This is a genomic window from Bacillus sp. FSL W8-0183 (assembly GCF_038006825.1).
In the GTDB taxonomy this organism is placed as follows: Bacteria; Bacillota; Bacilli; order Bacillales; family Bacillaceae; genus Bacillus; species Bacillus altitudinis.
In genome coordinates, this window is sequence record NZ_JBBOVY010000001.1 from 1,913,123 (window position 1) to 1,938,002 (window position 24,880).

Here is a 24,880-nt window from a genome sequence, read left to right on the forward strand (position 1 = left end):
GAGTGGGCACATGCAACAAACATCAATCATTCCAAAACCAAAAACATACGGACCTTTAAAAAATATTCCTCATATCAAAAAAGGAGAGCTTTCTCAAACCTTTTGGCGGCTGGCAGATGAATTAGGGCCGATCTTTCAGTTTGAATTTTCAAAAGCAACAAGTATTTTTGTTTCCAGCCATGAACTGGCCAAAGAAGTATTTGATGAGAGGCGTTTTGATAAATTCATTGGAAGCAGTCTCAATAAAGTGAGAACATTTTCAGGGGATGGGTTATTCACAAGTTGGACAGAAGAGCCGAATTGGAGAAAGGCTCATCACATCTTGATGCCGGCGTTTAGCCAGCAGGCCATGAAGGGCTATCATGAGATGATGCTCGATATTGCCACACAGCTTGTACAAAAATGGCAAAGAACGGGCCGTGATGAAGAAATTGAAGTAGCAGAGGATATGACAAAGCTCACTTTAGATACGATCGGGTTATGCGGTTTTGATTTTCGATTTAACAGCTTTTATAAAGAAAATCAACATCCATTTATTGAAAGCATGCTGAATGGCTTAAATGAAGCGATGGATCAAGCAAGTAGATTGCCGGTCGCAGATAAATTAATGATCAAAAGAAGAAGAGAATTTGAACAAGATGTTGAATTTATGAAGAAATTAGTAGATGACATTATTCAAGAACGGAAAAAACAAGATAAAACGGGCAATGATTTACTTTCTCTCATGCTACATGCAAAGGATCCTGAAACAGGTGAACGCCTGTCAGATGAAAATATCCGTTATCAAATCATTACCTTCTTAATAGCAGGTCATGAAACAACAAGTGGGTTGTTGTCATTTGCGATTTATTTTTTACTAAAGAATCCAGACAAATTAAAAAAAGCCGTACAAGAAGCAGACGACGTGCTGCAAGGCGGACTGCCGACATTTAAGCAGGTTCAAAAACTAAGTTATACGCGTATGGTCTTAAACGAAGCACTTCGCCTCTGGCCGACGGCGCCTACGTTCTCTCTTTATGCGAAAGAGGATACAGTCATTGGAGGGAAATATCCGATCAAAAAAAACCAAAGTGTCAGTGTGCTGCTTCCTAAAATACATCGGGATCAAGCGGTTTGGGGGGAGGATGCAGAAGAATTCAAGCCTGAACGTTTTATGCATCCTGAAAAAATTCCACAGCATGCCTATAAACCGTTCGGAAATGGCCAGCGTGCGTGTATTGGGATGCAATTTGCCCTTCATGAAGCCACGATGGTTCTGGCGATGGTTCTGCACAACCTTGAACTGATTGACCATACGTCGTATGAACTGGATTTAAAAGAATCTCTGACGATTAAGCCGAATGATTTTAAAATCAAAGTGCGGCCAAGAAAGCAGCAATTCTTTATGGCGTCTCCGAAAGAAGAACCAACAAAAAGCACGGCATCTGCTGAAGTGAAAATAGCGAGTCATGGAACACCGCTATTGGTCTTGTACGGATCAAATCTGGGCACAGCAAAGCAGATGGCAAACGAATTTGCTGAAGACGGAAAAGCAAAAGGGTTTGACGTGACAACGGCACCGCTTGATGATTATACTCGAAAGTTACCAGAGTCAGGCGCAGTTTTAATTGTAACGGCTTCATACAACGGTCATCCGCCTGATCATGCGAAACAGTTTGTGGATTGGGTGACGCAGGATGAGGAGCAGGATCTATCAAACGTGACATTTGCAGTCTTTGGGTGTGGGGATCGAAATTGGGCGAGCACGTATCAGCGTATTCCTCGTCTGATTGATGAAGCACTTGAAAGAAAAGGGGCGAAGCGTGTAACGGATATTGGTGAAGGCGATGCGGGCGGTGATATGGATGAAGATAAAGAAACATTCCAGAAGACAGTCTTCAATGAGCTTGCAAAAGAATTCAAATTAACCTTGCAGGAGAAACGTCAAGAAAAGCCAAACCTATCCATTGCATATACGAATGAGCTAGTGGAACGTCCTGTTGCTAAAACATACGGTGCCTTTTCAGCTGTTGTATTGAAAAATCAAGAATTACAATCTGAAAAAAGTACCCGCCAAACAAGGCATATCGAACTTCAATTACCTGAAGGCAAGCACTATAAAGAAGGAGATCATATCGGAATCGTGCCAAAAAATAGTGCAACACTCGTTCAGCGAGTGACCGATCGTTTTAAGCTCGATCCAGAGCAGCACATGATACTCTCTTCGGAAAAAGAAGCAAGTCATTTACCATTAAATCAGCCAATTCAAGTCGGAGAATTGTTGGCGTCACATGTAGAGCTACAAGAGCCTGTGACACGTACTCAGCTAAGAGATCTTGCAAAATATACGGTATGCCCACCTCATCGTATTGAACTTGAACAAATGGCGGGAGAAATTTATCAAGAAGCTGTATTAAAGAAGCGTGTGACCATGCTGGATTTACTAGAACAATACGAAGCATGTGAACTGCCATTTGATCATTTTTTAGCCCTTTTACCAGGATTGAAGCCTCGTTATTACTCGATCTCCAGTTCGCCAAAGGTAGATGAAAAGAGGCTTAGTATCACAGTAGCTGTTGTGAAAGGAAAATCATGGAGCGGACGCGGTGAATACGCAGGCGTCGCATCAAACTATTTATGCGGACTGCAAGAAGGAGATGAGGTGGCCTGCTTCCTTCATGAAGCTCAAGCAGGATTCGAATTGCCGCCTTCTCCTGAAATACCAATGATCATGATTGGACCAGGAACAGGTATCGCCCCGTTTAGAGGGTTCATTCAGGCAAGGGAAGCATGGCAAAATGAAGGGAAGTCGTTAGGTGAAGCCCATCTTTATTTTGGCTGCCGCCACCCGCATGAAGATGATCTGTATTATGACGAACTGCAGCTTGCACAAGAAAAAGGAGTCGTCACCATCCACCGTGCTTACTCTCGCTACGAGGAGCAAAAAGTGTATGTCCAGCACTTCATTAAAAATGATGGAGCCAAGCTCATTGAATTGCTCGACAAAGGCGCCTACCTGTATATTTGCGGGGATGGAAAGGTCATGGCACCAGATGTCGAGGCAACACTTATTGAACTGTATCAGACTGAGAAACAGTGTGCGAAAGAAACAGCTGAACAATGGCTGACATCTTTAGCCAATGACAACAGATATGTAAAAGATGTATGGAGCTGATCATGTTGAAAAGAAGACAAAGGGCTAAAATAAATCACATTTTAGCCCTTCGTCAACAATCTTGAAACCGCCAAAATGGCGGTTTTTTCTTTTTTCATAGAGAGATCGCTAGAATAAATATTTGGAAGATACGAAACACCTAATTTACAAATGAAATATTTTGTAAAAAATAAGAATATTCTCTCATTTACTCCAATATGAAACAATCGTATCATTTTTGATATAGGACATAAAGGAGGAATATGATGAAAAAGGTGAAAAAAATAATCCCTTCTCTACTCGTTTTTGGTGCTTTAAGTGTGCCTAGTTTTGCCCATGCAGCATCTGATTCAGTACTTACGTCTGATTATGACATGGTGACTTCTGACGGAAAGGTGATTTCTTCAGCTGACTTCCACAACGATATGAAAACCCCCTCATCCTTTGACAAAGTGGATGATCTCTCTTCTACTATTGGCGAAAAAGTAAAACCACTCACAACATATTTAAAAGACTTTCAAACAAAAGTAGTCATTGGAGACGATGGTAGAACAAAAGTGACGAATACAAGAGTAGCACCCTACAACTCTATTGCTTATATTACATTTGGTGGGTCTAGCTGCACCGGAACACTCATTGCTCCAAACAAAATATTGACAAACGGACACTGCGTCTACAATACAGCCACAAGAAGCTATAGTGCAAAAGGGTCTGTCTACCCAGGCATGAATGACAGCACGGCCGTGAACGGCTCAGCAAACATGACCGAATTCTATGTACCAAGCGGATATATCAACACGGGGGCGAGTCAATATGATTTTGCCGTCATTAAAACAGATACGAACATTGGAAATACGGTCGGCTACCGCTCTATTCGTCAAGTGACAAATCTAACAGGTACAACGATTAAAATTTCTGGATATCCAGGTGATAAAATGAGATCGACTGGCAAAGTGTCACAATGGGAAATGTCAGGTCCAGTCACGAGAGAAGATACGAATCTCGCATACTATACGATCGATACATTTAGCGGAAACTCTGGCTCTGCGATGCTAGATCAGAACCAACAAATCGTCGGGGTCCATAATGCGGGTTATTCAAACGGAACGATCAACGGCGGACCAAAAGCGACTGCTGCCTTTGTTGAATTTATCAACTATGCGAAGGCGCAATAAAAAATAGAACAATCAGCTTGTTTCCTTTACAGGGGACAGGCTTTTTTGATTGTCAAATGCAGAAAAGTTTCTTTTTTTGTTCATCACTATTTCATATTTACAAGCTATGCTGAATGAAATAAATGAAAAAGAAAGAAGAGATATGAGTGAAAAATAAAAAAATAGATATGATATTGTTGTTGATTTTATTGATTGCAGCTTTTCTCTACACTTATCAAATTTGGCAGAATGACAGTGCCAATCAATATTATTTAGCTGCAGTCAAAAGTATGTCCAAAAGCTTCCATCACTTTTTTTATGCCTCATTTGATGCAGCTGGATTCGTATCAATTGATAAACCACCCGTCGTTTTATGGATTCAAACCATCAGTGCACTTATTTTTGGCTTTCATACATGGAGTGTGATATTGCCGCAGGCACTTGCTGGAGTGGGGTCTGTTCTTCTTCTTTATCTCATGATAAAACCGGCTTTCGGTCAAGGTGCTGCAAGGGTGGCAGCGGCCGTTATGGCTCTCACGCCAATTGCCGCAGCTGTAAGCAGAACGAACAATATCGACAGTATGCTTGTCTTCACATTACTTGCGGGTACATATTTCTTGATGCGTGCTGTAAAAAGCGGAAAGATGCGCTGGCTTCTTATGGCCTTCGCTTTGGTAGCGGTAGGATTTAATATGAAGATGCTGCAAGCGTTTATGGTCGTTCCAGCATTTATTTTCTACTATTTCATTGCTGCTCGCGTACCGTTAAAAAAGAAAATTTTCTCTCTCTTATGCTCGATCGTCGTATTAGTCTGCTTATCTCTATCGTGGGCAGTTGCTGTAGATATGAGAGCTGAAAGTGAGCGCCCTTATGTGGGAAGCAGTCAAACAAATTCAGTGTTAGAACTTGCCTTTGGGTATAACGGCACGGAACGGCTGCTTGGTCAGACGACAGGGAAATCCTTTGGTGACATGAACCAGCAAGCAGGTATGGTGATGCCAGACAATTCTGGATTAGGGAATTCGTCAGAGGATCAGTCAAACAGAAATCAGCCGCCTCCATCCCAAAATCAAATGATGCCACCTCAACATGGTTCAGGTAGTGGTTCTCCGCCTGGAAGTGCTGTAGGTCAACAAAGTATGAATATGTATGGCACTGGGAATCCCGGTATATTTCGTTTATTTCAATCTGCATTGTCAGGTCAAATCAGTTGGATGCTGCCGTTTGCTTTGTTTGGGCTTTTAGGGATGATCATCAGCTGGTGGAAGGAGAGAAAAGCTCAATTAAATGAATGGAAACAAACGATGTTTTGGACAGCATGGTTGATTCCTGCTGCCGGATTCTTTAGTATTGCGGGTTTCTTTCACCATTACTATCTCATTATGCTTGCCCCGCCTATTGCAGCACTATGCGGCATAGGAGCTAAGAAGATGGGAGAGTTATTTGAGGCAAACAAAGGAGTATCTGCGTATTTGCTTCCAGCAGCAATCGCTGTTACAGCCATCTTCCAAGGGTATATTTTGAGTAACTATACGACTCAAATCAGTAGTATTTGGATGTATGCCATTGCGATTGCGGGAACAAGTATCGCTATCCTATTGCTGATGTACAGAGAAAAACAATTGATCATGAAACGACTGCTCATCACTGCTTTGACAACGCTGTTACTGTTTCCAGGTTTTTGGTCCGCCACCCCAATCATATATGGTGGAAATGCTGTTCTTCCAGAGGCAGGTGTACAGCTGGCTAGTTCACGAGGAGGGAACATGTTTACATCTAGTGTCGATCAAGGCTTACTCACTTATTTAAAGGCTCATCAAACAGGTGAAACGTATTTATTTGCAACGCTTACAACTGTTACCGCAGCGCCATATATCATTGATGAAGATGAGAATGTCATGGCTTTAGGCGGTTTTAATGGGACAGATCCTATTTTGACTGTCAACAAATTAAAAGCACTTATTCAACAAGGAAAGGTGAAATACTTTTTATTACCAGACAATCAGTCATCAGCTAACAGCAAATTGGTTAGCTGGATTAAATCACATGGTACAGTCATCTCATCTGAAGAATATAAACGATCCACATCAGCTGAAGAGGGGATGCCATCCGAGATGTCTTCACAAAACGAAACATTATATAGAGTAGATGAAATATCTTAAGTAGAACAAGGCGAATGATGAAGAGATCATTCGTTTTTTCTTATGGATCAGTATCCAGGAAGATTCAGCTCATGTTTTTCACATGTCATCACTCAGCCACTCATACATTAAAAATGACTCATTCCCTTCAAGTCAACATCATTTCATCAAAAGTATGAGGAGGTCACGAGCTTTTGAAGATGAGAAAAGGCTGGATCGCTGCTGTCGTTCTTTGTTTTGTCATTTGGATGGGTGCGTTATTAGGTGGTTTTGGAGAGGATCGTTCCGCAAAAGGAGCAGATCGTTATGATCATGTGATTCAATTTCCTAAGGAACGGTATCCTGAAACAGGCAGTCATATTCAAGAAGCTATTCGAAAAGGGCACTCAGACGTGTGTACCATTGACCGAAATGGGGCAGATGCCCGCAGGCAAGAATCATTAAAAGGAATTCCCACAAAACCTGGTTTTGACCGGGATGAATGGCCGATGGCGGTGTGTCTTGAAGGAGGAAAGGGGGCGAGCGTTCAATATGTCAGTCCATCAGATAATAGAGGCGCTGGTTCATGGGTCGGGCATCAAATCAGCGGGTATCCTGACGGGAAACGAATTTTATTTATTGTCAAATAAACATAGACAAGAGGCTCCTTGAGAGGGGCTCTTTTTGTTCAACAGGAGCGTATTCGAGCTAGCAGGTACAAAAGATTCAATGGTACAATCAATCCATCAGGTACAAAGACTGACAAGTAGAAAATGTGAAGGGACATATGCTTATGGAAAAGAACCGTGCATTATACGATTTTTTCATGCAACATGCAGAGAAACTGACTGAAACATGGTATGAATCAATTGAGGATGATGATCCAGAATCCATTTATCGTTCAACAGATTCCAGCATCATAGCAGAGCTAAAACGGCAAAATCAAGATTATTATCAGCATTTTATCCGCGCACTTATTGAAGACAAGACGTATTTACATACGAAATTTAAAAAATGGTCTGAAGACTTAGCAAGTGATCCGAAGCACTTGAACACACCATTAGATTACGTCGTGAGAGAATATATGTCCAATCAAAGAGTGGTTCTTCATTACTTAAAAGAGTTTATAAAACAGCATCAAGGTGATATTGACATTGATCGAATATTTTATTGGTATGATTTGATATCTGAGGCATTTAACATTTCAATTCATGTCTTTATTCAGCAATATGTGAAAAATACCACCAAAAAACTCGTTGCACAAAGAGACATGATTTATGAGCTGAGTTCCCCAGTCATTGTGTTAAAAAGTCATGTTGCCTTATTGCCTTTAGTTGGAGATATTGACACTGCGCGAGCAAAGATTATCTTAGAAAATACATTAAAACAGTGTTCGCAAAAAGGTGTTCAACATTTATGTATTGATTTATCAGGTGTCGTCATTATTGATACGATGGTAGCACATCAAATCTTTGATCTTGTCACGTCACTACGGTTAATTGGGGTTGATACGACCATTTCAGGGATTAGACCAGAAATTGCTCAAACGGCTGTACAGCTTGGACTTCCTTTTAATGAATTTCAAACGGCTTCATCACTTGCTCACGCTTTAGATCGTATGACTGAATTTTCATCCATATAAAAACCAGGCCTAGTGAACGGCCTGGTTTTTATTTAGATTACAGCGTCAATTTTTGTTACTTTCCAATCGTTTTGTACTTTCTCGAAAGTGACAGTACGTTTTACTTTACGTCCATCAAGTGTTGGTACTGTGAATTCGTATGTGCGGATTGTACTTTTCTTAGAGACGAGTTTAGGTGTTGCCTTATCCCAATTAAGCATATTGTCTCCATCACCAACTGGCACAGCCATTTTTCCTTTATGAACGATGAACTGATAGTCTTTTAAACCGTGAGTAATGGCATCTTTTGTGAAAACTTGAGATAGATAGCTGTTTAGTTTTTTCTTTGTGTCAAATGTTTTAGACAGGTAGTTGTAAGTCATATCTTTATAAGTAAATGATTTTAATTTGTAATCTGAATGCTCTTTAATGTTGTAGCCTGACATCGCACTCCAAAAGTGTTCTCTTGCATCAAGGGCAATATGTAACGCTTCTTTATTTGTCAAAGCGGCTGATTTTTTGGAAGCGGCCAGTGTTGTTGTTTGTAATGAGATCATAAGCATAATAGCGGTTAATAAAACAAATAATTTTTTCAAGGCGATTGCCTCCTTTTCTCAATGAAAACTTCTTATGTTACAAATGTTACAATAGTTACAGAGATATTACAAGTATTAAATCTAAATGTTTTTTATTTCTTTTCTTTCTACATATATAACGTTTGAGGGAGACAAAAAGTTTTCATTTTTTTATTTTTTTCTTCCTCATTAGTATTTAACCGTTCTAAAGAAGAATAAAACGTCTTTTGGAAAGATTTCTATTTGTCTCCTCAACACTCTTTTTTTATGTATGACATATACTGTCGTGATGAATGTCTAAGAAAGTGGTGTTTAGTATGTATAATCCATATGAAGGTACGTGGAATGGGTACTTGTACGATCGGCAGGTACAAAGCATGCCGGCGTTTCCTATTTCTCAAGTTGGAGGATTTCCCGGATTGCCATTCGGAGGGACTGGGCAAGGGCAAGGTGCAGGAGGACAGTCGGTCCCGCCAGCCCCGCCGCAGCATATCATCTCGCAATATCAACAAGCAGTTTCTCAGCCTCAAAGTATGCAGCCGCTCATTGCGGGGCAGAGTGTAGGCGGAAGCCAGCAAACGGTTCAATTTGCAGCTGGATGTAATAGAAGGTGGACCATTGTGTTCCTTAGAAACGGTCAAGTATTTCTCATGTATGTTCTTTCCTCGCAGCCTTTTGGCCGTACAACGGGTTTCATATGGCCGAACTTTACATTTGGCTCGTTCCCAAGCTCTAGTATTCTTGCATATTCTTGTTCATAAAAGAAAAAGCCGGCTCTCATCAGCAATTGATGAAATACCGGCTTTTTTTAATGAATATTTCTAAATACGCCAATCACTTTACCTAGTATACTCACATTCTGTAAAATAATCGGTTCCATTGATGGATTCTCGGGCTGTAATCTAAAGTGTGTATCTTCCTTATAAAAACGTTTCACTGTTGCTTCATCTTCTTCTGTCATAGCCACCACAATATCTCCATTGTTGGCAGTGCTTTGCTGACGCACAATGACGTAGTCTTTGTCCAAAATACCTGCATCGATCATACTTTCTCCCATAATTTCAAGCATAAATACTTGTTCATCTGGCGCTGCAAAAGTTTCTGGAAGTGGGAAATATTCTTCTACATTCTCAACAGCCGTGATAGGCAAGCCTGCTGTGACTTTTCCGATGACTGGAACATTCATTACAGCGCTTTTTGGAATATTCATTTCCTCTTCATCTAGTACTTCGATCGCTCTAGGTTTCGTTGGGTCTCTTCTAATTAAACCTTTCGTTTCTAGTCTAGCTAAATGTCCATGGACAGTTGAGCTGGATGCTAGACCGACAGCTTCGCCAATTTCACGAACGGATGGGGGATAACCCTTGCTTTTTACTTCTTCTTTTATGAATTTCAGGATATCGAGTTGTCTTTTTGATAGCTTCGTCATCTTTTGCACCTCAAAACGTCAATTTTAAAGAAATTATAGCATGTTTTTCCTAACAGTACAAACATAGGTTCGAAAAAAACGTTTGACAGAAACGTTTGTTCGTATTTATAATGAGTGTCAGAAAGAACGAACACACATTCTATTAGGAGAGATGACATTATGAGGTTAAAGGAATCTATTATTTTTATTGGGCTATTCTCATTCATCGTTGGCATATTTCTCTCACTTATTGCAGTCACTAGCCATAATGATCCAAATCAATATGTTAAAATAGAGGTTCAATCAGGTGATACTCTTTGGGGATTAGCTGATCAAGTAAACGACAGTAAATCAATCGATAAAAATGCTTTTATTGACTGGGTAACTGAACACAATGATCTCGCTTCAACTGACATCCAGCCGGGAGATATCCTTGTGATTCCAGTTAAAAAAGAGCATCCAGTCGTATATCAACTTGCAACAGTACAGTAGAAAGGTCGATTGAAGACATGAATGCAATCATTTATGCGAGAGTAAGTACTGCCAAAGAAGAGCAAGAAACCTCGCTTAAAAGACAAGAAGAAGAACTGCTTGCTTTAGCTGCAGCGCACAAGATGAATGTAGTCAAAGTGATTAAAGAAAAAGCAAGTGGATACGATCTTGATCGTGACGGTGTTTTTGACATGCTGGCTGCGCTGAAAGAGGAAGAAATCGATGCTGTTCTCATTCAAGATGAGACACGCCTTGGAAGAGGGCAGGCGAAAATCGCTCTTCTTCATTGTCTGTTTAAAGAAAAAGTCAAGGTGTACAGCGTATTTCATAGAGGAGAGCTTGAGCTTTCAGAAGCAGACGAGATGGTCATTGAAATTGTAGGCGTTGTAGAAGAGTATCAGCGGAAAATTCATAATTTGAAAATTAAGCGTGGGATGAAAAAAGCTGTTGAGCGAGGGTATCAACCCGAACTAAATTTAAAACACCAAGAACAGGCGCCTGGCCGCGAACGTATTGAAGTACCGATTTCTGAAATTGTTCGATTAAGAAAAAACAACATGACATTCGCTGAAATTGCAGTGACATTGCAGGCACTTGGTTTTGACATTTCAAAAGCAACCGTCCATAGAAGGTACCAAGAATATGAAAAAGGGCTTGCGACTTAAAGCGTGATTTGTTGTAAAAATGACTGATATTTAGTAGTATGTAGAGAAAATGTTTTAAAGGAGTTTGTCATGATTTCTAAAGAACAGCTTGCAAGAATCAATGAGCTTTCAAAAAAGTCGAAAGAAGCCGGTTTGTCGGACGCTGAGAAAACAGAACAGAAGCAATTAAGAGAGGAATATTTAAAGGCTTTTCGTTCTTCTATGAAAAATACACTCAAAACCGTGAAAATCGTCGATCCAGAAGGAAACGATGTCACACCAGAAAAATTAAAAAGAGAAAGAGACCAGAATCTTCATTAAAGGTCATCATTTCTTTATTTTTGAAAAGATGGGAGGAATATTCTCATCTTTTTTCATATTTGCATAAGTTTTTAGGCGATCGATAAACTAAATGTGACAAAATCCTTCTTTTTCGGCGTGAAATAGTTGTGAAAAAAGGACAGTAGATTTATGATAATGGTGTACACAAGATACGGAAGGGGATTTATATGGAAACGATTGAATTGAAATCTATTGCAACAATACGTACTCTCTCCATAGACGCAATTGAAAAAGCGAATTCCGGTCACCCTGGAATGCCGATGGGCGCTGCACCAATGGCATACGCTTTATGGACGAATCACTTAAACGTAAGTCCGCAAAATCCAAATTGGTTTAACAGAGACCGTTTTGTGTTATCTGCGGGACATGGCTCTATGCTTTTATATAGCATGCTTCATTTAAGCGGATACAATCTGAGCATCGAAGATTTAAAACAATTCCGCCAATGGGGAAGCAAAACACCTGGACATCCTGAGTTTGGACATACAGAGGGCGTAGATGCGACAACAGGTCCTTTAGGACAAGGGATTGCGATGGCTGTAGGAATGGCACTTGCAGAAAGACATCTTGCAGAAACGTATAACAAAGATCACTTTAATGTTGTGGATCACTATACATACAGCATTTGCGGAGATGGAGACTTAATGGAGGGCATTTCCTCTGAAGCTGCTTCACTTGCTGGTCATTTAGGCTTAGGCCGTTTAATTGTTCTTTATGATTCAAACGACATTTCTTTAGATGGCGACCTCGATCGTTCTTTCTCTGAAAATGTGAAGAATCGTTTTGAAGCGATGAATTGGGAAGTTCTTTATGTAAAAGACGGCAATAACATTGACGAAGTGACGGCTGCCATTGAAAAAGCCAAACAAAGTACAGACAAACCTACACTTATTGAAGTGAAGACGACAATCGGTTTCGGATCTCCAAACCGCGCGGGAACGTCTGGGGTGCACGGTGCACCGCTTGGCAGTGAGGAAGCGAAGCTAACGAAGGAAGCTTATTCTTGGACGTTTGAAGAAGATTTCCATGTACCTTCTGAAGTGTACGATCATTTCAAAACAGCTGTAAAAGACACTGGACAGAAAAAAGAAGCAGCGTGGAATGAACTGTTTGAGCAATATGAAAAAGAATATCCAGAACTAGCAGCTCAGCTGAAGCTTGCGATTGAAGGAAAACTTCCTGAGAATTGGGATCAAGAGGTTCCTGTTTATGAAGCAGGTTCAAGCCTTGCCTCTCGTGCCTCTTCGGGAGAAGTATTAAATGGCATTGCTAAACAAGTACCATTCTTTATTGGCGGGTCTGCTGACCTTGCTGGATCAAATAAAACAACAATCAAAGATACAACTGACTTTGGCAGAGAGAATTACGCTGGCAGAAACATTTGGTTTGGTGTGAGAGAATTCGCAATGGGTGCAGCATTAAACGGTATGGCACTTCACGGCGGACTTCGTGTATTCGGCGGAACATTCTTTGTTTTCTCTGACTACTTAAGACCTGCCATTCGTCTTGCTGCATTAATGGGACTTCCTGTCACTTATGTATTTACGCATGACAGCATTGCGGTTGGGGAAGATGGACCAACGCATGAGCCAGTTGAACAGCTCGCTTCATTACGTGCGATGCCTAACCTTTCTGTTATTCGTCCAGCTGATGGAAACGAAACAGCTGCAGCATGGAAAATTGCTGTATCTTCAACGAATAAACCGACAGCGCTTGTTCTTACTCGTCAAAACCTTCCAACGATTGATCAAGCACCAGAGAAGGCGTATGAAGGCGTAGAAAAAGGTGGATATGTCGTCGTTGAAGCAGCTGATGCACAGCCAGAAGCTCTTCTACTCGCTTCAGGATCTGAAGTAGGTTTAGCCATTGAAGCGCAAAAAGCACTTGAAAAAGAAGGCATTCGCGTTTCTGTCGTGAGCTTACCTGCATGGGATCGCTTTGATGAGCAGTCAGACGAATACAAAGAGTCCGTTCTTCCTAAAGCAGTGAGAGCACGTGTTGCAATCGAAATGGGTGCTTCACTTGGCTGGGAACGTTACACTGGCCTTGATGGCGATGTGATTGCGATTGATAAATTTGGCGCTTCTGCACCAGGCGAAACCATTATTGAAAAATACGGTTTCACTGTCAGCAACGTGGTGAGCCGCGTAAAAGCAAAGCTGAATAAATAATCAGTCTCCAAGCATCATGCTTTTTTGCAGTCGGTTTGCAGAGCTTTTCACTATGCTCTGCAAACTTTTTTCTTTTTTCTTGTTTTTTTGACAAAACTAGTTTCTTCTTGCTTCATATATAGACAATTCTTTCTTTCACATTTTTGTATAATACAAGCAATAAGCGAGATTGACGAAATGTGAAAGGAAGGGATAGACATGGAACGCCATTATTATATTTATTGGATTGAGGATGAGTTTGCTCATCATTATTTTGGTAGAGAATCTATTTTGTTTCATTTGTTTGAATCGTTACACTGGACGAACCGCAGTGATGACGAATTAGTCATGCTTGTTAAGCAAGTGGATTATGTAACGAAACGAATCCCTGCTTTTCATATGCACCAGCGTTTACTGAACAATTTAACCAATATTCACTATACACAAATAGGCTCAATATACAGTGCATCGCTACCAGATGGAAAAGGCACAGCCGCATTCATTATAAAAGACCGTTACATTCAAATGTCTGCCACAGGCAGTTATGAGGCAGAAGCGGTGTTTTTTGAAGTACTCAGAAAAATTAGTCCTTGTTTCCTGGCTATGGACTTTGGATCAAAGAAGCACGGGTGGCTCAATCCGGTAAAAGTGAGGAATTTTGTTTAAAAAAATAAAATTGAACGTGAAATGTTGTATAATAGCCTTTTGTTTAGTACACTTTATACGAGACAACATGAAGGAGGAAGAATTATGGATTTATGGGTTGTCATCCTTGTAGGCGTTGTTGCACTGCTTGCAGGAGTTGCACTCGGATTCTTTATTGCTCGTAAGTATATGATGAGCTACTTAAAAAAGAATCCACCAATTAATGAACAAATGCTTCGAATGATGATGATGCAAATGGGCATGAAACCGTCCCAAAAGAAAATCAATCAAATGATGAAAGCCATGAACAACCAAGCGAAATAATACGTACGTTATTATGATCATAGATGGAACATGGTCCCTAAAGATTGGACAAGCGATGTCCTTTCTTTATTGAAGTCACCTTCATCAGACGCATAAAACCACTGTACTTGCATGAATAAAGCAGGGAAAGTGGTTTTTATTTTGCCATGAACCGTCCGTTAAAGACAAAACAAAAAACCCCTTGTGAGCAGAGGTTTTTGTTTCTTTTATTGTCACACATATCAACTTTTCTAAAATCGTGCGGCATTTGTTTCTATCTTGAGATATCATTAGTTGGCTGAGTTTGAGTGTAAGTGTCGTTGATATTGTAAGAGGAGATGATCTAGCTGCTGGCTATGTTCGATGGTCACTGTTGATGTCATCCCATTATGCAAGACAACTTTCATCAACTCTTCTCTTTTTTCTTCAATTTGAGTTAATAATGATGTTTTTACCAAAGTCATGTTCCTTTCATGCAAATCTTGATAAAAAGAATCGGTTCTATTATATCCATTTTAAGGTTTATTTTCAAATTTAAAGGGTTTGGTATCTTGATGTCAAATTAAATTATATAAGGTTTTAAGAGATTAGACCATCTTTATTGAGATGATGTAAAAAAAATGAAATGAATTTGTCATCTCTTATTGTATATTGTAAGAAGGGGGTGTTCTTTTGTCAGATTTGAATTACTTTTTAGCGTTTGGAGCAGGGTTTCTTTCTTTTATCTCACCGTGCTGTCTGCCACTTTATCCAGCCTTTTTATCCTATATTACGGGCGTTAGTATAGATGAAGTGAAATCTGAGAAGGTGATGCTGAGAAGGAGAAGTCTTCTTCATACATTATTCTTTTTAATTGGATTCTCTCTCATTTTTATTGCCATTGGATTTGGGACATCGTTTGTTGGGAAGTTTTTCATTGAATATCAAGATGCGATTCGTCAAATTGGTGCCATTCTCATTATTTTCTTTGGCTTTATGATTCTTGGTGTATTTCAGCCTTCTTTTTTAATGGGAGAAAAGAGGTTGCAGTTTAAAAATCGTCCAGCCGGTTTTTTTGGATCGATTCTCATCGGAATGGGTTTTGCTGCTGGTTGGACACCATGTACCGGCCCGATTTTATCAGCTGTCATCACACTTGCCAGCAACAAGCCAGAGTCCGCTGTGACCTACATGATTGCGTATGTATTAGGTTTTGCTATCCCATTTTTTGTTCTTTCCTTTTTCATCACAAAAATGGCTTGGATCAGAAAGCGTCAGCAGCTCATTATGAGAATTGGCGGAGTTATTATGATCGTGGTAGGGATTTTGCTGTTCTTTGATCTTATGACTTGGATTATCATTATGGTCTCGTCCCTGCTTGGTGGATTTAGAGGTTTTTGAAATCGTTTTCTACAGTCGCGGCGAATGGTTTTTTTTCGTCAATTGGAGTATATTATACATAGGCTGACCTTAAAGAATAAAGGAATGATTTGATATGATGATCATAATTTCTTCTATAGTGGCGGTATGTATGGCGGTAGCCGTCATGTTTATTCGCATTAAATCATCTGCAAAACCTGCAACCGCGAAAAAAATTATATTACCTCCTATCTTTATGAGCACTGGTGCACTGATGTTTTTTGTGCCAATGTTTCAAGTAACTGGAGCTGAATTTTTAGAGGCGATTACTGTAGGGATGTTTTTCTCTATCTTTTTAATTAAAACATCGAAATTTGAAATTAGAGGCAATGAAATCTATTTGAAGCGTTCAAAAGCATTTGTGTTTATTCTCATTGGGCTTCTTGTCCTTCGTATCGGAATGAAGACGATTTTAAGCTCTTCCATTGATTATGGTGCGCTTAGCGGGATGTTTTGGATTCTAGCCTTTGGCATGATTGTCCCTTGGCGTGTTGCGATGTATTTGTCGTTTAGAAAGATGTCTAAACAATTAGATGTGCAGCAGGCCCAAATAAATTAAACCTCCTTTTTAAAAAGGAGGTTATTTTAATAAAGATTCATATGGTGAATGGTCGATCTTTTTTTCTTGAAGGCGCTTTAGTAGAAATTTATGATCCCGCTTCGGTGTAGCGATAATATAGCCGCGAATGATTAAGTCTAAATTAATGCTGGCCGCTTGTTCTTTAAGTGCCAGCTCGCCAATTTTACCGGCGATTTTTTCTTTGGCGACATCTCTAAACAGCTCTGGAACCGGTAATACTAGCTCATTTAATAGCTGTTTGTCTTCATCGCGCCATAGGTGCAGGCTCTTTTGAATATATTCATCCTGCCAATCAAGCTCTGATTTCCCGTCTTCTTTCGGCAATCGTTTTAAAAACTTGCGAAACATAAAAAAGCCACCGATTGCTAGTAATCCAATCATCACTGTACCCCAAAATAAAATGAACCACAAAAACCAGCCGCTTAACATGTTCTCACTCCCTATATCCCTTCTCTCTATTCTATTTTACATGAAGGGAAGGTAGAAGAAAATAACAAAAATGTATGTGTTCTTTCTCTATAAACGCCTTTTTTGATTAAGAGGCGCCCATTTACTAGAATGACCCAAACCATTTAGTAGAAAAGGAATACATTATTGTATAGCGACTCTACTATTTGGCCATGGTGGTTCGCACAAGGTATTGACTTGAAACGAACGGAAGAGAGCCCGCCTGTATACAGGCGGGCTCTTAATGTTTGAAGTGCGGCATTTGAAAGGAAAATGCTCCGTCTTGACGATGGGCATCCTTTTTGATTTTGATTGATATGATTCTGTTTTCGTAATCTGTATCAATGTCTTTGTCGTTCAAATAAAAAGGGAGCATGACACTTTTTTCAATCGGCTGTTCTCTTCCATCAATCAAATAAGCGAGGATGAGCTCACATCCGGAAAAGGTCAGTTTTAAATCAGTGATCGACAGGGTGGAGAGGTCGATCTCAATAATATAATCACGGCTCGTTTCATAAAGATCGATTGGGAGCTGTTCGTCATACCATGCAAAAGGATCGTCCATTAATACACTCAGCCAATCATCTATTTCAAGAAAATCAGAGGAATTCACTTGCTTTTCATTCTCCATAAACACTCCTCCATCACATCTCATAATAAATCATATGATGAAAGCTGAAATGTGTGAAAGACCTAAAACATCCCGTTTGGTCACGGGCTTTAGAGAAAATGTTTACATATCATGATGTGAATTGTGCTTTTGTCTTGTATGGTTGCGGTTTTTCACTTTTTTACTGCCTGATAGTGGCTCAGGCTGCCCGCCTTGATGTTCTTTAGGAGAGTTTTGACGTATGTCTTTCCCTGTGTTTTTGTTCGTCATCTTTTCTCACTCCTTTCTTATTGGTTTTTTTTACGCTTTTTATTGTTTTGCTTTTGTTCTTCTGTTAAAACGAGCTGATCATTTTCTATATAACCTGCACCATTTCCTTGGCTTTTGGCTGCGTTCATGCCGTCAATGACATGATTTGCTTTTCTTTTTGTCATGTTCTATCACCTCAGCATTAGTATGAACCCATGCTACTCAGTTTATGAAGAGTAATCATTTCCTTGTGATAAGCTAAACTTATTGAATTTAATAAAAGCATTGTTATTTACTTATGTATGAATTTGTTTTAAGATGAAATTGTGAGAAAATTGTGGTGAAATACGACGATTTTTCTGAGAATTGAAATTGATCTTGATCATCAAAAGGGGGATTTTGGACATGTCGAAACAGCAGCAAGTCGCTAAACAAGACGCTTTTCAATCTAGAAAAACGTTTTCGACAAATGGGAAAACGTATCACTATTATTCGTTAGAAGCACTCGAGAAACAAGGAATCGGAAATGTTTCTAAGCTGCCTTATTCCATTAAGGTACTTTTAGAATCAGTGCTTCGCCAAGTAGACGGTAGAGTGATCAAAAAGGAACACGTTGAAAACTTGGCAAAATGGGGAACTGCCGAGGTAAAAGAAATTGATGTTCCATTTAAACCTTCTCGTGTTATTTTACAAGACTTCACGGGTGTGCCAGCTGTCGTTGACCTTGCTTCTTTAAGAAAAGCAATGGCAGATGTGGGCGGAGACCCAGATAAAATCAACCCTGAAATTCCAGTTGACCTGGTCATTGACCACTCTGTACAAGTCGATAAAGCTGGAACTGAAGATGCATTAAACATTAACATGGATTTAGAATTCGAACGTAACGCAGAGCGTTATAACTTCCTTAGCTGGGCAAAGAAAGCGTTTAACAATTATCAAGCTGTTCCGCCTGCAACAGGGATCGTTCACCAAGTGAACTTAGAGTATCTTGCAAGTGTTGTTCATGCAATCGAAGAAGATGGCGAGATCATCACTTACCCAGATACATTAGTTGGTACTGACTCACATACAACAATGATTAACGGTATCGGTGTACTTGGATGGGGCGTTGGCGGTATCGAAGCAGAAGCTGGTATGCTTGGTCAGCCTTCATACTTCCCAGTACCAGAAGTTATTGGTGCTAAATTAGTTGGAGAGCTTCCAAACGGAACAACTGCAACTGACCTTGCCTTAAAAGTGACACAAGTTCTTCGTGAAAAAGGCGTAGTGAACAAGTTCGTCGAGTTCTTCGGACCTGGTGTTGCACAATTGCCGTTAGCAGATCGTGCAACAATTGCGAACATGGCGCCAGAATACGGTGCTACTTGCGGATTCTTCCCAGTAGATGAAGAAGCGCTAGCTTACCTTCGCCTTACTGGACGTGATGAAGAGCAAATTAATATCGTTGAAGAATATTCTCGCGCAAATGGCTTATTCTATACGCCAGATGCAGAAGAGCCAATTTTTACAGATGTTGTGGAAATTGATCTTTCTCAAATTGAATCAAACTTATCTGGTCCAAAGCGTCCACAAGATTTGATTCCACTTTCTCAAATGAAAGAGACGTTCCATAAACACATCGAAAGCCCAGCTGGTAACCAAGGGTTTGGCTTAGAAAAATCAGAGCTAGACAAACAAATCGAATTTGATCTAGCAAATGGTGAAAAAGCTGTGATGAAGACAGGTGCGATTGCCATTGCAGCGATTACGAGCTGTACGAATACATCGAACCCATACGTCTTAATCGGAGCAGGTCTTGTTGCGAAGAAAGCAAGTGAGCTTGGCATGAAGGTGCCAAACTACGTGAAAACGTCACTAGCGCCAGGTTCTAAGGTTGTAACAGGATACCTCGTGAACTCAGGACTTCTTCCATACTTAAGAGACCTCGGATTTAACATCGTTGGGTATGGCTGTACAACTTGTATCGGAAACTCAGGACCGCTTGCACAAGAAATTGAGGATGCTGTCTCTGAAAATGATCTGCTGATCACTTCTGTTTTATCAGGTAACCGTAACTTTGAAGGACGTATCCATCCGCTTGTGAAAGGAAACTACCTTGCATCTCCACCATTAGTTGTGGCGTATGCACTTGCTGGTACGGTCAATATTGATTTAACAAAAGACCCTATCGGTGTGGATAAAAATGGTGAGAACGTTTATTTCAATGACATTTGGCCATCAATGGACGAAATCAACAGTGTTGTGAAAAGCACAGTTACACCTGAACTCTTCCGTTCAGAGTATGAAACTGTATTTGACAGCAATGACCGTTGGAATGAAATTAAAACGACGGACGATGCATTGTATAAATGGGATGAAGATTCCACATACATTGCAAACCCGCCATTCTTCGAAAACTTATCAGTTGAACCTGGTAAAGTTGAACCGCTTAAAGGATTGCGCGTCGTGGCGAAGTTCGGTGACTCTGTCACAACAGACCATATTTCTCCTGCTGGAGCGATTGGTAAAGACACGCCTGCGGGTAAATACTTGCAAGAAAGAGGCGTATCGCCTAGAGACTTTAACTCATACGGATCTCGCCGTGGTAACCACCATGTTATGATGAGAGGTACTTTTGCAAACATCCGTATTAAGAACCAAATCGCACCAGGAACAGAAGGCGGGTATACAACGTACTGGCCAACTGGTGAAGTGACATCCATTTATGATGCATGCATGCGTTATAAAGAAGATGGAACTGGTCTTGCGATCTTAGCAGGTAAAGATTACGGAATGGGCTCTTCTCGTGACTGGGCTGCAAAAGGAACAAATCTTCTTGGAATTAAATTCGTTCTAGCGGAAAGCTTTGAGCGTATCCACAGAAGTAACCTTGTCTTCATGGGCGTACTTCCTTTACAGTTTAAAGACGGTGAAAGTGCAGAAACTTATGGACTAACAGGAACAGAAACATTCGAAGTAGATGTTGATGAAACAGTTCGTCCGCGTGATCTTGTCACTGTAAAAGCAATTGATACAGATGGCAACGAGAAAACATTTGAAGTAATTGTTCGCTTTGACAGTGAAGTCGAAATTGACTACTACCGTCATGGTGGTATCCTTCAAATGGTCTTGCGTGAAAAATTGGCAAGCAACTAATAAAGCAAAGAAGAGAAGGCGATTAGACAGCTTTCTCTTCTTTTTTAACATAGTGGAGGATCAATCATGTGGAAAAAAGGAATGGCAAGCGCTGTTTTACTTGTGTTGATTGGTTTACTTGCATGGAATGTATTCGGACCAAAAGAACCTGCCATCGGTCTTGAAACAGGGGACAAAGCCCCTGATTTTGAGCTCAAAACCCTTGATGGCAAAACGGCATCGTTATCTGATTATCGAGGGAAAAAAGTACTCCTCAATTTTTGGGCGACATGGTGTAAGCCTTGCCGAACAGAAATGCCAGATCTAGATGCAATTAGAAGTGAAAATGACCAAGTTGAGGTACTAGCGGTGAATTTGACGAACACTGAAAAGAGTGTGGATCACGTCGCCTCATTTATTGATGAACTTAAGGTCAGTTTTCCTGTTTTATTAGATCAAAAAGGTATTCAAGCGAGATATCAGGTACTTTCCTATCCGACGACATACATACTAGATGAAAAAGGGCGTATCCTGTCTGTAAAGCATCAAATGCTCACAAAAAAAGAAATTGAAAAAGAGCTGGATCTATAATGATTCAGCTCTTTTTTGCTTATTTTCTAAATGTTTTGGCGAAAATGGTATGAACAGAGTGGAGGTGGTGATAGACATGAGAAGAAGAAAGCGCCGTACATTTGAAGAACTTGTGCTTGAAAATAAAAAAGAATTATTAAGCAATGAGGAATTTTTAAACCAGCTTGAAGAAAAGTTGGAAGAGCGATTTAGACAGAAATAAGTTATGATTTGTCCTTTTTCGTTCATCCTAAAGAAGAGGGAGGGATGAATGATGGGTAGAGAGCATGATAAACAAGCGCAGTTTACACCAGACCATTTAGGGACAAAACCTGTAGCATACAAACGAAATAAAGGCAAAAAGATGCATAATAAATCGAATGAACAGCCTGATGTGATACAGACGAAGGGCGAATAATAGGAGGGAAGCATGATGAATGACAAGTCATATCAATCCAATCCAGATGATCGTTCTGACAATGTTGAGAAGCTGCAGGATATGATCGAAAACACACTTGAAAATATTGATGAATCTGAAGCAGCAATGGGTCTTTCAACAGAGGAAGAAAAGCAGATGATCAAGCAAAAAAATGAAAACCGTAGAACAAGTATTGACGCAATGCGTTCTGAAATAAAGGACGAGGAAGCAGCAAGAAAGAGCGGTTACACTGAATAAACCAGGGATTCCTGGTTTATTTTATTGCCTCTTTTTAGAAGAACCATTTGGAATGTGGTAAAATGTCAGAGACGTTAGGTTTTGATAGGAGAGCGATGAAAACGTGTATGTATCTAAAAAAGAAATAGAAGTCCGTTATGCAGAAACAGATCAAATGGGCATTGTGTATCATGCCAACTATTTAATTTGGATGGAAGTCGGGAGAACAGCGTTAATTAAAGAATTAGGCTTTTCCTATGCCCAGTTAGAGGCAGACGGTGTCCTTGCACCTGTTGTCGATCTTCAGGTTCAATATAAGAAACCACTACTGTACGGTGAAACGGCTACAGTTCACACATGGATAGAAGAATATAACGGCGTGAAAACAGTGTATGGCTATGAAATACAAAAACCTGATGGACAAACGGCTATTACAGGGACCACCTCACATATTTGTGTGGACAAAGAAACCTTTAGACCGATTCAATTTAGAAAAGCTTTCCCTGCATGGCACAGCGTATACGAACAGTCCAAGAAGCAGGTTTGATTCATGGCATTTGGTATTAAAAGAAAGGATCTAAATGCTTGGAAATCAGCTGTTCGGCAAGGGAATGTGGCCTTTTTGACACACTATTGGCTTGATGACCGTTTTCCGCATGCGAATACTGTTACAAAGGCAGCCTGTCAGGATATGGAGCAATTAATCGCTTGGGGACAAAAGCATGGATTAAAGAAAGAGTGGATTCATGTTCGCGAAGGTTTTCCTCATTTTGATCTCATCGGTGATTCGCAAAAACGGATTTTGCAAAAAGAGCGGTCATTAGGAAACATTCAGGAGTATGGACTTTATATTGAGTGATAAACAAAAAAGATACCCGAGGGATGAGGTATCTTTTTTGTTTATTCATAATGAAATTCTGGTTCTTTCACGGACTCGTTATAATCAATATGCAGATCATGGTTGTCAAAATACCAAATATCACTTTCTTCCACGAAGAAAGTAATGCCTTCTACTTCAGCGGTTGCGCCTGCATTTTGAGGTTCATCTTTTGCGACGCCGAGAGAAAAGCCTTTTTGTACATTACTGCACCCGCCATATCTGACAAAAAAGCGAACATGATCACCTTTTTCTAAATCCAGTTCATTCTTGTACCAATTGAGTGCATCATCTTTTATCGTTAATTTCAATGTGATCGCCCCTTTTTGAAGTCATGCTGTTTTTAAATGCAGGATGCAAAAACAGCTTTTCTTTACTTTTACCACATATTTAAATTGATGAAACGGCTAAAGCCATTTGATTTTCGGTTCAGTTTTGTTGAGAATTCGTTTGAGGTTGGCGATGTGTCTGAAGATCACAAAGCCAGCAAGAACAGCAACAACAATAATTAAAAATAGATCTTGGGTGAATATGCTGTAAATGAATGTGTAGATCCCAGTCAGCATAGATGATAATGAAACATATTTACTAATGTATAAAAATAAGAAAAAAGCAGCGATCATCGTGATAAATAAGAACGGGGCATAAAATAACAGCACGCCGCCTGATGTAGCGACCGCTTTTCCCCCTTTAAATTTTGCAAAGACAGGAAAGCTGTGACCGATAACAGCAGCAACTCCTGCTAATAAGGGATGAATGTCCAGTTGCATGAAAAACGGTAAAGCCGAAGCAAGAGTCCCCTTTAAAATATCAGCGGTGATAACGATGGACCCTGCTTTCACACCTAGTGTACGGAATGCATTCGTCGCACCTAGATTCCCGCTGCCATGTTCACGGATATCGATTCCCTTTGCAGCTTTCCCGACAATGAGACCTGATGGAATACTGCCGAGAAGATAAGCCAAAATAAACATCAAAGCAATTAACATCTGCATAACTCCTTTATATTCTCCCTCTTGTCTTACATTTTAACATGATCTTATGAAAAACATGGCGATCTTTTTTTGAAAAAAACGATGGCCGATGAATTCAGCTTTGTTTTTAACAAGAAATTCGCTAAAATAGAAGAAAAGGAGTGTCTGGATGAATCATCCTTCAAAACAAGAAATTGGGCGTATATTAAAAAGCAGTAAGCGAATTGCAGTTGTAGGTTTGTCAGATCAGCCGCACCGAACGTCCTATATGGTTTCAAAAGCCATGCAGGATGCCGGTTATGACATCATTCCTGTCAATCCAACGATTGATGAAGCACTTGGGGTAAAAGCGGTCGCCTCTTTAAAAGACATAAAAGAGCCTGTTGATATCGTCAATGTCTTTAGACGTTCTGAGTTTTTGCCTGAGGTGGCGAAAGAATTTCTTGAAATAGACGCACCTGTTTTTTGGGCGCAGCAAGGCGTATATCGTGAAGAGGCAAAAAGGCTGATTGAGGAAAATGGCAAGGTCGCCATCATGGACTTATGTATCAAAGTGGCTCATGCGATGACAAAAACTCATTAAATCGTCAAAAATCCTTGGTTTTTCAAGGATTTTTGCTTTTTTGTTGCAGAAATATATTTGCGATTCTAGAAGAAAGCGATAAAATAAGGCGACAGGGACCTATCGGTGACCTTGCATATCGAGAAAAAGAGCGATAAGATAAATATAGAACATTTGTTCTGTTTTGCTAAAACCATCATATGATTGCATTTGGCTTATGAAACAGTCTTGTTTATAATGGACTTCTAGTTCTGATT

General features: G+C 40.1%; 31 protein-coding genes. 22 read left to right on the forward strand and 9 right to left on the reverse strand.

Going from position 1 to position 24,880, the window contains the following annotated elements; genetic code table 11:
• Positions 1–10 precede the first annotated feature (10 nt).
• The 5 genes from NSQ64_RS10030 (at position 11) to NSQ64_RS10050 (ending at position 8,049) form a co-directional block, all read left to right on the forward strand.
• Complete coding sequence (locus NSQ64_RS10030) at positions 11–3,154, forward strand: bifunctional cytochrome P450/NADPH--P450 reductase (RefSeq protein ID WP_268382055.1); 3,144 nt, start codon at positions 11–13, stop codon at positions 3,152–3,154.
• A 245-nt stretch (positions 3,155–3,399) separates the two neighbouring features.
• Positions 3,400–4,308 (forward strand): trypsin-like serine peptidase, encoded by a 909-nt coding sequence (locus tag NSQ64_RS10035; RefSeq protein ID WP_160757649.1) that lies wholly within the window; start codon positions 3,400–3,402, stop codon positions 4,306–4,308.
• A gap of 146 nt (positions 4,309–4,454) precedes the next feature.
• Positions 4,455–6,449: a glycosyltransferase family 39 protein gene (locus NSQ64_RS10040; RefSeq protein WP_341016303.1), complete on the forward strand. Its 1,995-nt coding sequence runs from the start codon at positions 4,455–4,457 to the stop codon at positions 6,447–6,449.
• Between the two features lie 227 nt (positions 6,450–6,676).
• The gene (locus NSQ64_RS10045) at positions 6,677–7,057 is read left to right on the forward strand and encodes a NucA/NucB deoxyribonuclease domain-containing protein (RefSeq protein ID WP_224559893.1); all 381 of its coding nucleotides are present in this window, start codon (positions 6,677–6,679) and stop codon (positions 7,055–7,057) included.
• 143 nt (positions 7,058–7,200) lie between these two features.
• A complete protein-coding gene (locus tag NSQ64_RS10050) occupies positions 7,201–8,049 on the forward strand; it encodes an STAS domain-containing protein (RefSeq protein ID WP_017359585.1) in 849 nt (282 codons plus the stop codon).
• A gap of 32 nt (positions 8,050–8,081) precedes the next feature.
• Here the strand turns inward: NSQ64_RS10050 and NSQ64_RS10055 are convergent, their stop codons facing one another.
• Entirely contained in the window at positions 8,082–8,624 is a 543-nt protein-coding gene (locus tag NSQ64_RS10055; RefSeq protein WP_007499353.1) for an IseA DL-endopeptidase inhibitor family protein, read from the reverse strand.
• A 296-nt stretch (positions 8,625–8,920) separates the two neighbouring features.
• Here NSQ64_RS10055 and NSQ64_RS10060 point away from each other — a divergent pair, with 296 nt between their 5' ends.
• Complete coding sequence (locus NSQ64_RS10060) at positions 8,921–9,364, forward strand: hypothetical protein (RefSeq protein ID WP_008343821.1); 444 nt, start codon at positions 8,921–8,923, stop codon at positions 9,362–9,364.
• Between the two features lie 47 nt (positions 9,365–9,411).
• Here the strand turns inward: NSQ64_RS10060 and lexA are convergent, their stop codons facing one another.
• Positions 9,412–10,032 (reverse strand): transcriptional repressor LexA, encoded by a 621-nt coding sequence (gene lexA / locus NSQ64_RS10065; protein WP_007499350.1) that lies wholly within the window; start codon positions 10,030–10,032, stop codon positions 9,412–9,414.
• A 159-nt stretch (positions 10,033–10,191) separates the two neighbouring features.
• On the opposite strand from lexA, the gene yneA reads away from it, so the two are divergent.
• From yneA to NSQ64_RS10095, 6 genes are all read left to right on the forward strand, one after another.
• Positions 10,192–10,503: a cell division suppressor protein YneA gene (gene yneA / locus NSQ64_RS10070; RefSeq protein ID WP_007499348.1), complete on the forward strand. Its 312-nt coding sequence runs from the start codon at positions 10,192–10,194 to the stop codon at positions 10,501–10,503.
• Positions 10,504–10,520: 17 nt separating this feature from the next.
• Positions 10,521–11,168, forward strand: coding sequence for a YneB family resolvase-like protein (locus tag NSQ64_RS10075; RefSeq protein ID WP_017359583.1), 648 nt, complete (start codon positions 10,521–10,523; stop codon positions 11,166–11,168).
• Between the two features lie 69 nt (positions 11,169–11,237).
• Complete coding sequence (locus tag NSQ64_RS10080) at positions 11,238–11,468, forward strand: DUF896 domain-containing protein (protein ID WP_008343816.1); 231 nt, start codon at positions 11,238–11,240, stop codon at positions 11,466–11,468.
• 188 nt (positions 11,469–11,656) lie between these two features.
• Positions 11,657–13,660: a transketolase gene (gene tkt / locus NSQ64_RS10085; protein ID WP_341016306.1), complete on the forward strand. Its 2,004-nt coding sequence runs from the start codon at positions 11,657–11,659 to the stop codon at positions 13,658–13,660.
• Positions 13,661–13,858: 198 nt separating this feature from the next.
• Positions 13,859–14,305, forward strand: coding sequence for a sporulation inhibitor of replication protein SirA (sirA, locus tag NSQ64_RS10090; RefSeq protein ID WP_024719086.1), 447 nt, complete (start codon positions 13,859–13,861; stop codon positions 14,303–14,305).
• Positions 14,306–14,389: 84 nt separating this feature from the next.
• The gene (locus NSQ64_RS10095; protein WP_003212379.1) at positions 14,390–14,608 is read left to right on the forward strand and encodes a YneF family protein; all 219 of its coding nucleotides are present in this window, start codon (positions 14,390–14,392) and stop codon (positions 14,606–14,608) included.
• Positions 14,609–14,877: 269 nt separating this feature from the next.
• Here the strand turns inward: NSQ64_RS10095 and NSQ64_RS10100 are convergent, their stop codons facing one another.
• Positions 14,878–15,051, reverse strand: a complete 174-nt coding sequence (locus NSQ64_RS10100; protein ID WP_369810454.1) for an aspartyl-phosphate phosphatase Spo0E family protein — start codon at positions 15,049–15,051, stop codon at positions 14,878–14,880.
• A gap of 208 nt (positions 15,052–15,259) precedes the next feature.
• On the opposite strand from NSQ64_RS10100, the gene NSQ64_RS10105 reads away from it, so the two are divergent.
• Together NSQ64_RS10105 and NSQ64_RS10110 are read left to right on the forward strand one after the other, a co-directional pair.
• On the forward strand, positions 15,260–15,967 hold the full coding sequence (locus NSQ64_RS10105; protein ID WP_024719085.1) for a cytochrome c biogenesis protein CcdA: 708 nt from the start codon (positions 15,260–15,262) through the stop codon (positions 15,965–15,967).
• 94 nt (positions 15,968–16,061) lie between these two features.
• Positions 16,062–16,544: a CcdC family protein gene (locus NSQ64_RS10110; protein ID WP_039167726.1), complete on the forward strand. Its 483-nt coding sequence runs from the start codon at positions 16,062–16,064 to the stop codon at positions 16,542–16,544.
• Positions 16,545–16,565: 21 nt separating this feature from the next.
• Here NSQ64_RS10110 and NSQ64_RS10115 read toward each other — a convergent pair whose 3' ends face one another.
• The 4 genes from NSQ64_RS10115 to sspO all read right to left on the reverse strand — a co-directional run bounded on the left by NSQ64_RS10115 (position 16,566) and on the right by sspO (position 18,056).
• Positions 16,566–16,994: a DUF2621 domain-containing protein gene (locus tag NSQ64_RS10115; RefSeq protein ID WP_007499335.1), complete on the reverse strand. Its 429-nt coding sequence runs from the start codon at positions 16,992–16,994 to the stop codon at positions 16,566–16,568.
• Between the two features lie 259 nt (positions 16,995–17,253).
• Entirely contained in the window at positions 17,254–17,643 is a 390-nt protein-coding gene (locus tag NSQ64_RS10120) for an Hsp20/alpha crystallin family protein (protein ID WP_341016312.1), read from the reverse strand.
• 102 nt (positions 17,644–17,745) lie between these two features.
• Complete coding sequence (locus NSQ64_RS10125; RefSeq protein WP_003211331.1) at positions 17,746–17,892, reverse strand: small acid-soluble spore protein P; 147 nt, start codon at positions 17,890–17,892, stop codon at positions 17,746–17,748.
• A 17-nt stretch (positions 17,893–17,909) separates the two neighbouring features.
• Positions 17,910–18,056, reverse strand: coding sequence for a small acid-soluble spore protein O (gene sspO / locus NSQ64_RS10130; protein ID WP_017359581.1), 147 nt, complete (start codon positions 18,054–18,056; stop codon positions 17,910–17,912).
• Between the two features lie 220 nt (positions 18,057–18,276).
• Here sspO and acnA point away from each other — a divergent pair, with 220 nt between their 5' ends.
• The 7 genes from acnA (at position 18,277) to NSQ64_RS10165 (ending at position 23,069) form a co-directional block, all read left to right on the forward strand.
• A complete protein-coding gene (acnA, locus tag NSQ64_RS10135; RefSeq protein WP_024719082.1) occupies positions 18,277–21,006 on the forward strand; it encodes an aconitate hydratase AcnA in 2,730 nt (909 codons plus the stop codon).
• A 66-nt stretch (positions 21,007–21,072) separates the two neighbouring features.
• A complete protein-coding gene (locus tag NSQ64_RS10140) occupies positions 21,073–21,576 on the forward strand; it encodes a TlpA family protein disulfide reductase (RefSeq protein ID WP_008343807.1) in 504 nt (167 codons plus the stop codon).
• Positions 21,577–21,652: 76 nt separating this feature from the next.
• Entirely contained in the window at positions 21,653–21,778 is a 126-nt protein-coding gene (locus NSQ64_RS10145) for an FbpB family small basic protein (RefSeq protein ID WP_003211002.1), read from the forward strand.
• 51 nt (positions 21,779–21,829) lie between these two features.
• Positions 21,830–21,973 carry an acid-soluble spore protein N gene (locus tag NSQ64_RS10150; RefSeq protein ID WP_008357830.1) on the forward strand — a complete coding sequence of 48 codons (144 nt, stop codon included), beginning with the start codon at positions 21,830–21,832 and terminating at the stop codon, positions 21,971–21,973.
• Between the two features lie 15 nt (positions 21,974–21,988).
• Positions 21,989–22,231, forward strand: a complete 243-nt coding sequence (tlp, locus tag NSQ64_RS10155) for a small acid-soluble spore protein Tlp (protein ID WP_017359579.1) — start codon at positions 21,989–21,991, stop codon at positions 22,229–22,231.
• A 103-nt stretch (positions 22,232–22,334) separates the two neighbouring features.
• On the forward strand, positions 22,335–22,757 hold the full coding sequence (locus NSQ64_RS10160; RefSeq protein WP_008343800.1) for an acyl-CoA thioesterase: 423 nt from the start codon (positions 22,335–22,337) through the stop codon (positions 22,755–22,757).
• 3 nt (positions 22,758–22,760) lie between these two features.
• The gene (locus NSQ64_RS10165) at positions 22,761–23,069 is read left to right on the forward strand and encodes a hypothetical protein (RefSeq protein ID WP_024719080.1); all 309 of its coding nucleotides are present in this window, start codon (positions 22,761–22,763) and stop codon (positions 23,067–23,069) included.
• A gap of 41 nt (positions 23,070–23,110) precedes the next feature.
• Here NSQ64_RS10165 and NSQ64_RS10170 read toward each other — a convergent pair whose 3' ends face one another.
• On the reverse strand, positions 23,111–23,398 hold the full coding sequence (locus NSQ64_RS10170) for a HesB/YadR/YfhF family protein (RefSeq protein ID WP_008343795.1): 288 nt from the start codon (positions 23,396–23,398) through the stop codon (positions 23,111–23,113).
• A 96-nt stretch (positions 23,399–23,494) separates the two neighbouring features.
• Entirely contained in the window at positions 23,495–24,076 is a 582-nt protein-coding gene (gene plsY / locus NSQ64_RS10175) for a glycerol-3-phosphate 1-O-acyltransferase PlsY (protein WP_008343794.1), read from the reverse strand.
• A 154-nt stretch (positions 24,077–24,230) separates the two neighbouring features.
• On the opposite strand from plsY, the gene NSQ64_RS10180 reads away from it, so the two are divergent.
• The gene (locus NSQ64_RS10180; protein ID WP_341016322.1) at positions 24,231–24,644 is read left to right on the forward strand and encodes a CoA-binding protein; all 414 of its coding nucleotides are present in this window, start codon (positions 24,231–24,233) and stop codon (positions 24,642–24,644) included.
• Positions 24,645–24,880: the final 236 nt, after the last annotated feature.

Coding starts and splice junctions, on each gene's coding strand:
- tkt (WP_341016306.1), top strand. CDS start 11,657: ATGGAAACGATTGAATTGAAATCTATTGCAACAATACGTACTCTCTCC.
- NSQ64_RS10125 (WP_003211331.1), bottom strand. CDS start 17,892: ATGACGAACAAAAACACAGGGAAAGACATACGTCAAAACTCTCCTAAA.
- sirA (WP_024719086.1), top strand. CDS start 13,859: ATGGAACGCCATTATTATATTTATTGGATTGAGGATGAGTTTGCTCAT.
- NSQ64_RS10100 (WP_369810454.1), bottom strand. CDS start 15,051: ATGACTTTGGTAAAAACATCATTATTAACTCAAATTGAAGAAAAAAGA.
- NSQ64_RS10035 (WP_160757649.1), top strand. CDS start 3,400: ATGAAAAAGGTGAAAAAAATAATCCCTTCTCTACTCGTTTTTGGTGCT.
- NSQ64_RS10180 (WP_341016322.1), top strand. CDS start 24,231: ATGAATCATCCTTCAAAACAAGAAATTGGGCGTATATTAAAAAGCAGT.
- lexA (WP_007499350.1), bottom strand. CDS start 10,032: ATGACGAAGCTATCAAAAAGACAACTCGATATCCTGAAATTCATAAAA.
- NSQ64_RS10110 (WP_039167726.1), top strand. CDS start 16,062: ATGATGATCATAATTTCTTCTATAGTGGCGGTATGTATGGCGGTAGCC.
- sspO (WP_017359581.1), bottom strand. CDS start 18,056: ATGACAAAAAGAAAAGCAAATCATGTCATTGACGGCATGAACGCAGCC.
- NSQ64_RS10030 (WP_268382055.1), top strand. CDS start 11: ATGCAACAAACATCAATCATTCCAAAACCAAAAACATACGGACCTTTA.
- NSQ64_RS10115 (WP_007499335.1), bottom strand. CDS start 16,994: ATGTTAAGCGGCTGGTTTTTGTGGTTCATTTTATTTTGGGGTACAGTG.
- NSQ64_RS10150 (WP_008357830.1), top strand. CDS start 21,830: ATGGGTAGAGAGCATGATAAACAAGCGCAGTTTACACCAGACCATTTA.
- NSQ64_RS10140 (WP_008343807.1), top strand. CDS start 21,073: ATGTGGAAAAAAGGAATGGCAAGCGCTGTTTTACTTGTGTTGATTGGT.
- NSQ64_RS10145 (WP_003211002.1), top strand. CDS start 21,653: ATGAGAAGAAGAAAGCGCCGTACATTTGAAGAACTTGTGCTTGAAAAT.
- acnA (WP_024719082.1), top strand. CDS start 18,277: ATGTCGAAACAGCAGCAAGTCGCTAAACAAGACGCTTTTCAATCTAGA.
- NSQ64_RS10095 (WP_003212379.1), top strand. CDS start 14,390: ATGGATTTATGGGTTGTCATCCTTGTAGGCGTTGTTGCACTGCTTGCA.
- NSQ64_RS10120 (WP_341016312.1), bottom strand. CDS start 17,643: ATGGAGAATGAAAAGCAAGTGAATTCCTCTGATTTTCTTGAAATAGAT.
- tlp (WP_017359579.1), top strand. CDS start 21,989: ATGAATGACAAGTCATATCAATCCAATCCAGATGATCGTTCTGACAAT.
- yneA (WP_007499348.1), top strand. CDS start 10,192: ATGAGGTTAAAGGAATCTATTATTTTTATTGGGCTATTCTCATTCATC.
- NSQ64_RS10075 (WP_017359583.1), top strand. CDS start 10,521: ATGAATGCAATCATTTATGCGAGAGTAAGTACTGCCAAAGAAGAGCAA.
- NSQ64_RS10165 (WP_024719080.1), top strand. CDS start 22,761: ATGGCATTTGGTATTAAAAGAAAGGATCTAAATGCTTGGAAATCAGCT.
- NSQ64_RS10060 (WP_008343821.1), top strand. CDS start 8,921: ATGTATAATCCATATGAAGGTACGTGGAATGGGTACTTGTACGATCGG.
- NSQ64_RS10050 (WP_017359585.1), top strand. CDS start 7,201: ATGGAAAAGAACCGTGCATTATACGATTTTTTCATGCAACATGCAGAG.
- plsY (WP_008343794.1), bottom strand. CDS start 24,076: ATGTTAATTGCTTTGATGTTTATTTTGGCTTATCTTCTCGGCAGTATT.
- NSQ64_RS10080 (WP_008343816.1), top strand. CDS start 11,238: ATGATTTCTAAAGAACAGCTTGCAAGAATCAATGAGCTTTCAAAAAAG.
- NSQ64_RS10045 (WP_224559893.1), top strand. CDS start 6,677: ATGGGTGCGTTATTAGGTGGTTTTGGAGAGGATCGTTCCGCAAAAGGA.